Consider the following 7276-nt stretch of genomic DNA (forward strand, 5'->3'; position numbering starts at 1 on the left):
TGACCTATTCGACGCCGGCGGACTGGGTCGGCGAGTGCAGCTTCTCGATCGTCAGCCCGTCCCCGAGGTACATGTGGACGCCGCAGGGCAGACAGGGGTCGAAGCTGCGCACGGTGCGCATGATGTCGATGCCCTTGAAGTGCTCGCGATCGTTCTCCTCGAAGATCGGCTGTCCCTGCACGGCGTCCTCGTACGGACCCGGCGTGCCGAAGGAGTCGCGAGGGCTGGCGTTCCACGGCGTCGGTGGGTACGGGTGGTAGTTGGCGATCTTGCCGTCGCGGATGACCATGTGGTGGCTCAGCACACCTCGCACCGCCTCGGTGAAGCCGCAGCCGATGCCCTCCTGCGGCACCTCGAACCGCTCCCAGGTCTTCGTGCGTCCCGCCCTGATCTCCACCAGAGCCCTCTCGGCGAAGTGCAGGGCACAGGCCGCGGCGTAGGCCTGGAAGTACGTGCGGGCCCGGTTGCGCTCGATCGTGTTGCTCCACCGCGGGATCTTCCACTCCAGCTCGACCGGTCCCTTGAGGGCGGTCTTGGGGAGGTTGATCTTCACACTCGAGCCGGTTGACTGCACGTAGCCGATGTCGACCAGGCCGGCCAGAGCCGTGACCCACAGCCGGGCGAGCGGTCCGCCACCGGTGTCGAGGGCGAGGTAATCCTTGCCGTCGTACCAGCGCGGCGACATCACCCACGAGTACTTGCCGCCGTCCAGGTCGCGCTTCTGCGGCTTGGGGTTGGTGTGCTGGTTCCACGGGTGCCGGCGATCGACCGGGTTGCCGAGGGGATCGTTCTCGACGAACGTCTCCTGGTCCTCCCAGTCCTCGTAGTACGACGAACCGAGCAGGATGCGGATGCCGAGGTTGATCTCGACCAGGTCGGTCGTGACCAGCTCGCCGTCGACCACGACGCCGGGGGTCACGTACATCTTGCGACCCCAGTTCGTCATGTCCTTGTAGTCGAAGTTGCAGTGCTCCGGATCCTGGAACGAGCCCCAGCAACCGAGGAGGATGCGGCGGTTTCCGACCTCCTCGTAACCGGGGAGGGCTTCGTAGAAGAAGTCGAACAGGTCGTCGTGCATCGGCACGACCCGCTTCATGAATTCGACGTAGCGCATCAGCCGGGTGATGTAGTCGGTCATCAGCTGGATGGTGGCCACCGTGCCGACTCCGCCCGGGTAGAGCGTCGACGGGTGGACGTGGCGGCCCTCCATGAGGCAGAACATCTCGCGCGTGTAGCGGCTGACCTGCAGCGCCTCGCGGTAGAACTCACCGGTGAACGGGTTGAGCGCACGCATGATGTCGCCGATGGTCCTGTGGCCATGATCGGCCGCGTGCGGCGCCGCGGTGTTGTTGGCCCGCTCGAGCACCGCCGGGTTGGTCTCGGAGACCATCTTCTCGCAGTAGTCGACCCCCACCAGGTTCTCCTGGAAGATGTTGTGGTCGAACATGTACTCCGCGGCCTCACCGAGGTTGACGATCCACTCCGCGATGTCCGGCGGCTTCACCCCGTAGGCCATGTTCTGCGTGTAGCACGAGCAGGTTGCGTGGTTGTCGCCGCAGATGCCGCAGATGCGACTGGTGATGAAGTGCGCGTCGCGCGGGTCCTTGCCCTTCATGAAGATCGAGTAGCCCCGGAAGATCGAACTGGTGCTGTGGCACTCGGCCACGGTCTTGTTCGCGAAGTCGACCTTGGTGTAGATGCCCAGGCTGCCGACGATGCGGGTGATGGGATCCCACGCCATCTCCACCAGGCCGTCTCGCCCCTCGCTCATGCTGCTCGGACTCGGGATGGTCGACGTCATGGCGCCGCCTTTCTGTCGAGGTTGGTGGCGGGGCCTACCAGGTGCGTTTGGCGCCGGTCGTGAGCTGCTTGCCGGAGTGGCGCCACTTCGGCTCTTTGTTCAGGGTGCGTGTCGTCATGGCCCGCAGGCTGCGCATCGTCTTGCCGTACACGGCCACCGAATTGGTCGAGAGCTTGCCGCCGGGCGGCTCGTCCATGAACGGCATGAACTTGTCGGGGAAGCCCGGCATCGTGCAGCCGATACAGATTCCGCCGACGTTCGGGCAACCACCCATGCCGTTCATCCAGCCGCGCTTGGGCACGTTGCACTTGACCGTGGGGCCCCAGCAGCCGAGCTTGACGATGCACTTCGGTGACCCGTACTCGGTGGCGAAGTCGCCCTGCTCGTAGTAGCCGGCGCGGTCGCAACCCTCGTGCACGGTCTGGCCGAACAGCCAGGTGGGCCGCAAGGCGTCGTCGAGCGGGATCATCGGTGCCTGTCCGGTGGCCATGTAGAGCAGGTAGGTGAGCGTCTCCGAGAGGTTGTCGGGCTGGATCGGGCACCCCGGGACGCAGACGATGGGGATGTCGGCCTTGGACTTCCAGTCCCAGCCGAGGTAGTCGGGTACGCCCATGGCGCCGGTAGGGTTGCCGGCCATGGCGTGGATGCCGCCGTAGGTGGCGCAGGTGCCGACGGCGACGACGGCGGTGGCCTTCGGCGTCAGGCGGTCGAGCCACTCGCTCGTGGTGCGCGGCTGGCCGGTTTCCGGGTCATTGCCGAAGCCGCACCAGTAGCCCTCGTCCTTCAGGCCCTCGTTCGGGATCGATCCCTCGACCACCAGGACGAACGGCTCGAGCTCTCCACGGTCGGCCTTGTGGAACCACTCGAGGAAGTCGTCGGCGCCGCCTTGGGGACCGCACTCGAAGTCGATCAGCGGCCAGTGCACCGCGATCTGCGGGAGTCCCGGGAGTGCACCGAGCGCGATCTCCTCGATGCTCGGCTGGGTGGCCGCGGTGAGCGCGACGGAGTCGCCGTCGCAACTGAGCCCCGCATTGATCCAGAGGACGTGGATGAGAGTTTCTTCGGCCTTGACAGCTTCGGCGGTCGGCATCGCTGCGACCTCTCCAGGGTGGGAGTAACACCCTCATCGGTTGCCGGGGTCGAGGGTTCGGCTCACTTGCGCAACGTTGCCTTTATTCAGGCACGCACCGATGCACCTGTCAATACGAAAATGTGACCTGCGTCACTCAGAGCTCGCCGAGCCATCCGTACCAGCCATCGAGGCCCTCACCAGTGCGGACGGACATCGGCAGCCATTCGAGCCGGGAATTCAGGCTTCTCGCGTCCTTCTCGCACTTGTCGACGTCGAAGTCGACGTAGGGCAGCAGGTCGGTCTTGTTGACGACCACGAGATCGGCGGCGGCGAACATGTGCGGGTACTTCAGCGGCTTGTCGTCGCCCTCGGTGATCGAGACGATGACGACTTTCTTCGTCTCGCCGAGGTCGAACAGGGCCGGGCACACGAGGTTGCCCACGTTCTCGAGCACGACGAGGTCGCCGTCCGCCGGCTCGAGAGTGTCGAGCCCGCGGCGGACCATGGTGGCATCGAGGTGGCAGCCGGATCCGGTGTTGATCTGCACGGCGCGGGCGCCGGCCGCCCGGATGCGCTCGGCGTCGTAGTGCGTCTCCTGGTCGCCCTCGACCACGGAGATGCTGCGGGTGGCGCCGTTCTCCTTGATGGTCCGCTCGAGCAGCGACGTCTTGCCGGCTCCCGGCGAGCTCATCAGGTTGACCGCCGCGATGCCACGCTCCGCCATCCACAGACGGTTGGCGGCGGCGAGCTCGTCGTTCTTGGCGAGCACGGCGGTCTCGAGATCGATCGTGTGGGTGTGCGGCTCGTCGTGGGAGTGCCCGTGCTCGTGCTCGTGGCCGTGCGCGTGGACGGTCCCGTCCTCGTGGACGTGCAGGTACTCCCCCGTCTCGCCGTCGACCCGGACCTCGTCGACTCCACATCCGCAGGTTGCGCACACGTCAGACCACCTCCACCGAGGTGACCGACAGCTCGCGTCCGGCCACCACCTCAACATCGGCACTGCCACACGGACACAGCAGGATCAGGTCGTCCACGTCGAACTCGCGCTGACAGGCATGGCAGCGAGCCTGTCCGGACGGTTCGACGATCTCCAGCGACGCGCCTTCGAGCGGGGTGCCCGAGGTGGCCAGGTCGAAGCAGAACTCCAGCGCGTCGGGGACGACTCCCGACAACTTGCCCACGGCGAGCCGCACCGTCGTCACCTGTCGCTGTTCCGTGCGTTCGAGGATCGCCTCGACGACGGACTCGGCGATGGCCAGCTCGTGCATGCAACCACCTCGATGCGTTTCACCATAGGTCCGGCCTCATGGGAGTGGCAACAGACATCGAGGGGCGACAATGGTCCGATGACGAGCTCGAGCGACCGGGCCGAGACAGCGGACGCGCTCGCCGTGCTGCGGGCGAACGGCCAACGTGTCACGGCCGCGCGTCGCGCCGTCATCGAGGCGCTGGAACCACACGATCACCTCACCGCCGACGAAATCGCGAGCCGTGCAGAAGCGGCTGCTCCGGGTGTGCATCGCACCACGGTCTACCGCGCGCTGGCCACGCTCGGCGACATCGGGCTGATCGCCCACACCCATGTGGCGGGGTCGGCGACGATCTACCACCTCACGGTGGGCGAGGGCGCCGACTACCACCTCGACCATGCCCATGTGCAGTGCACCGAGTGCGGATCCATCTTCAACGTCGAGGACGGGTTGCTCACGCCACTGGCTGACGACATCGAGCGGGCGATCGGGTTCCGTCTCGATGTGCATCACGCCGCGCTGCTCGGCGTCTGCTCGAGCTGTCGGGCTCTTGCAACATAGTTGCATCTGGATGCATGGTGTGACGATGACGCCTCAAGTCGTCGTCGGCCGGATCAGCCGTCCGGAGAGACGCTCGCTTCTCGGCATGACCACGACCATCGTCATCCTGCACGTCGTCGGGTGGGGAGCACTCGTCGTGGCCGCCACCCGCGACCTCGAGCTGGGAAGCGCGGGTGTATTCGGCGTCGGGCTGGGGATCACCGCCTACACGCTCGGCATGCGCCACGCCTTCGACGCCGACCACATCGCCGCCATCGACAACGTGACCAGGAAGTTCCTGGCCGATCGCCCTGACGGGTCCCGGCCCATGTCGGTCGGTTTCTGGTTCTCCCTCGGGCACTCCAGCGTGGTCTTCGGCCTGTGCCTGCTGCTGGCCCTCGGCGTGCGGTCGCTGGGCGGTCAGGTCCAGGACGAGTCATCGACGCTTCAGCAGACGACCGGTCTCATCGGGATCAGTGTGTCGTCGGTGTTCCTCATCCTCATCGGGGTTCTGAACGCCGTGGTGCTCGCCGGCATCCTGCGGGTGTTCCGCGACATGCGGACCGGATGCTACGACGAGGCGCAGCTGGAGGACTACCTGCAGAACCGCGGTCTGATGAACCGCATCCTCGGCCGTTCCACCCGCGCCGTGTCCAAGCCGCGTCACATGTACCTGGTCGGGTTCCTGTTCGGTCTCGGGTTCGACACCGCGACCGAGGTCTCGCTCCTCGTGCTCGCCGCGGGGGTGGCCGCCTCCCAGCTGCCCTGGTACGCGTTCCTGGCCCTGCCGATCCTGTTCGCAGCCGGCATGAGCCTGCTCGACAGCATGGACGGAGCGTTCATGGCGATGGCCTACGGCTGGGCCTTCGTGCGGCCGGTGCGGAAGGTGTACTACAGCATCACCGTGACCGCCATGTCCGTCGTCGTGGCGCTGCTGATCGGGGGAATCCAGATCGTCGGACTGCTGAGCGAGCGTCTTGACATCACCAGCGGCGCCATCGGGTGGATCGGCGCGCTGAGCCTGGACGATGTCGGCTACGCAATCGTCGCCGTCTTCGTGCTCACCTGGATCCTGTCTCTCACCATCTGGCGCTTGGGCCGCATCGAGGACCGCTGGGCGCCCGAAATCTCCTAGACGTTCTCGTGCAGTCAGGCTGATGCGACGGTCAGAGCGTCCGCAGGCTCGTCGAGGTCGACGCGGACGGTGTCTCCGTCGCGCACGTCGCCGGCGAGGAGGGCTTTTGCGAGGCGGTCGCCGATGGCCTGCTGCACGAGTCGGCGCAGGGGACGGGCACCGAAGGCGGGGTCCCAGCCGGTGACGGCCAGCCATTCCTTGGCGGCGTCAGTGACGTCGAGCGTGATGCGGCGCGTGGCCAACCGGCGGCCGAGGGCCACGAGCTGAAGGTCGACGATGTGGGTGAGGTCGTCGGTGCTCAGCGCGTCGAACATCACGACCTCGTCGAGCCGGTTGAGGAACTCCGGCTTGAACGAGGTCTTCACGAGCTCCATGACGGCCTCCCGCGTGGCCTCCTCGTCGAGCGCCGGATCAGCCAGGAAGGCGGAGCCCAGGTTCGACGTCAGGACGAGGATGACGTTGCGGAAGTCGACCGTGCGGCCCTGCCCGTCGGTGAGGCGGCCGTCGTCGAGCACCTGCAGCAGGATGTCGAAGACCTCCGGATGAGCCTTCTCGACCTCGTCGAGCAGCACCACCGAGTACGGACGTCTCCGCACCGACTCGGTCAGCTGGCCGCCCTCCTCGTAGCCGACGTAGCCGGGAGGGGCGCCGACGAGTCGCGCGACGCTGTGCTTCTCGCCGTACTCGCTCATGTCGATGCGCACGATGGCGCGCTCGTCGTCGAACAGGAACTCCGCCAGCGTCTTGGCGAGCTCGGTCTTGCCGACCCCGGTCGGCCCGAGGAACAGGAACGAGCCGGTCGGACGGTCGGGGTCGCTGATGCCGGCGCGGGAGCGGCGCACCGCGTCGGAGACGGCGACGACGGCAGCCTGCTGGCCGATCAAGCGGTGGCCGAGCTCCTCCTCCATCCGCAGGAGCTTGCCGGTCTCACCCTCGAGCAGTCGCCCGGTGGGGATGCCGGTCCACGATGCGACCACCTCGGCGATGTCGTCGGCGCCGACCTCCTCGTGCACCATCGACTCCTCGGTCGACGCCTCCGCGCTCTGCGCTTCTTCCAGCTGCTTTTCCATAGCGGGTATCTCCGCGTAGAAGAGGCGGCTGGACGTCTCGAGGTCGCCCTCACGCTGGGCCCGCTCGGCGGCGATGCGCACTTCGTCGATGCGCTCCTTGATCTCGCCGACGGCGTTCAGGCTCTGCTTCTCGGCGTCCCAACGCTGCTCGAGCGCGCGGAGGGTCTCCTGCTTGTCGGCCAGCTCGACGCGCAGCTTCTCCAGCCGGTCGACGCTGGCGGCGTCTTCCTCCTTGGCCAGATGCAGCTCCTCCATCCGGAGCCGGTCGACGCTGCGCCGCAGCTCGTCGATCTCGACCGGGCTGGAGTCGATCTCCATGCGCAAGCGGCTGCCCGCCTCGTCGACGAGGTCGATCGCCTTGTCGGGCAGCTGGCGACCGGGGATGTAACGGTCGGACAGCGTGGCGGC

Annotated in this window: 7 protein-coding genes; 2 read left to right on the plus strand and 5 right to left on the minus strand. The window is 66.9% G+C overall.

The features are described from left to right. Positions 1–4 precede the first annotated feature (4 nt). From ACRDPN_RS00855 to hypA, 4 genes are all read right to left on the minus strand, one after another. Complete coding sequence (locus tag ACRDPN_RS00855) at positions 5–1801, minus strand: nickel-dependent hydrogenase large subunit (RefSeq protein WP_431445429.1); 1797 nt, start codon at positions 1799–1801, stop codon at positions 5–7. Between the two features lie 34 nt (positions 1802–1835). Next, entirely contained in the window at positions 1836–2891 is a 1056-nt protein-coding gene (locus ACRDPN_RS00860; RefSeq protein ID WP_431445431.1) for a hypothetical protein, read from the minus strand. A 136-nt stretch (positions 2892–3027) separates the two neighbouring features. Next, positions 3028–3810 (minus strand): hydrogenase nickel incorporation protein HypB, encoded by a 783-nt coding sequence (hypB, locus tag ACRDPN_RS00865; protein WP_431445432.1) that lies wholly within the window; start codon positions 3808–3810, stop codon positions 3028–3030. 1 nt (position 3811) lies between these two features. Beyond that, positions 3812–4141 (minus strand): hydrogenase maturation nickel metallochaperone HypA, encoded by a 330-nt coding sequence (hypA, locus tag ACRDPN_RS00870; RefSeq protein WP_431445433.1) that lies wholly within the window; start codon positions 4139–4141, stop codon positions 3812–3814. 78 nt (positions 4142–4219) lie between these two features. Between hypA and ACRDPN_RS00875 the strand changes: the two genes are divergently transcribed. After that, entirely contained in the window at positions 4220–4684 is a 465-nt protein-coding gene (locus ACRDPN_RS00875; RefSeq protein WP_431445434.1) for a Fur family transcriptional regulator, read from the plus strand. A gap of 25 nt (positions 4685–4709) precedes the next feature. Next, complete coding sequence (locus ACRDPN_RS00880) at positions 4710–5798, plus strand: HoxN/HupN/NixA family nickel/cobalt transporter (RefSeq protein ID WP_431445435.1); 1089 nt, start codon at positions 4710–4712, stop codon at positions 5796–5798. Positions 5799–5812: 14 nt separating this feature from the next. Here the strand turns inward: ACRDPN_RS00880 and ACRDPN_RS00885 are convergent. Beyond that, positions 5813–7276, minus strand: a 1464-nt coding sequence (locus ACRDPN_RS00885) for an AAA family ATPase (protein ID WP_431445437.1), incomplete at its 5' end; no start/stop codon positions are given.

The sequence above is a fragment of the Aeromicrobium sp. genome, from assembly GCF_050700635.1.
Taxonomy (GTDB): domain Bacteria; phylum Actinomycetota; class Actinomycetes; order Propionibacteriales; family Nocardioidaceae; genus Aeromicrobium.

Coding starts and splice junctions, on each gene's coding strand:
- ACRDPN_RS00880 (WP_431445435.1), top strand. CDS start 4,710: ATGACGCCTCAAGTCGTCGTCGGCCGGATCAGCCGTCCGGAGAGACGC.
- ACRDPN_RS00860 (WP_431445431.1), bottom strand. CDS start 2,891: ATGCCGACCGCCGAAGCTGTCAAGGCCGAAGAAACTCTCATCCACGTC.
- hypA (WP_431445433.1), bottom strand. CDS start 4,141: ATGCACGAGCTGGCCATCGCCGAGTCCGTCGTCGAGGCGATCCTCGAA.
- ACRDPN_RS00875 (WP_431445434.1), top strand. CDS start 4,220: ATGACGAGCTCGAGCGACCGGGCCGAGACAGCGGACGCGCTCGCCGTG.
- ACRDPN_RS00855 (WP_431445429.1), bottom strand. CDS start 1,801: ATGACGTCGACCATCCCGAGTCCGAGCAGCATGAGCGAGGGGCGAGAC.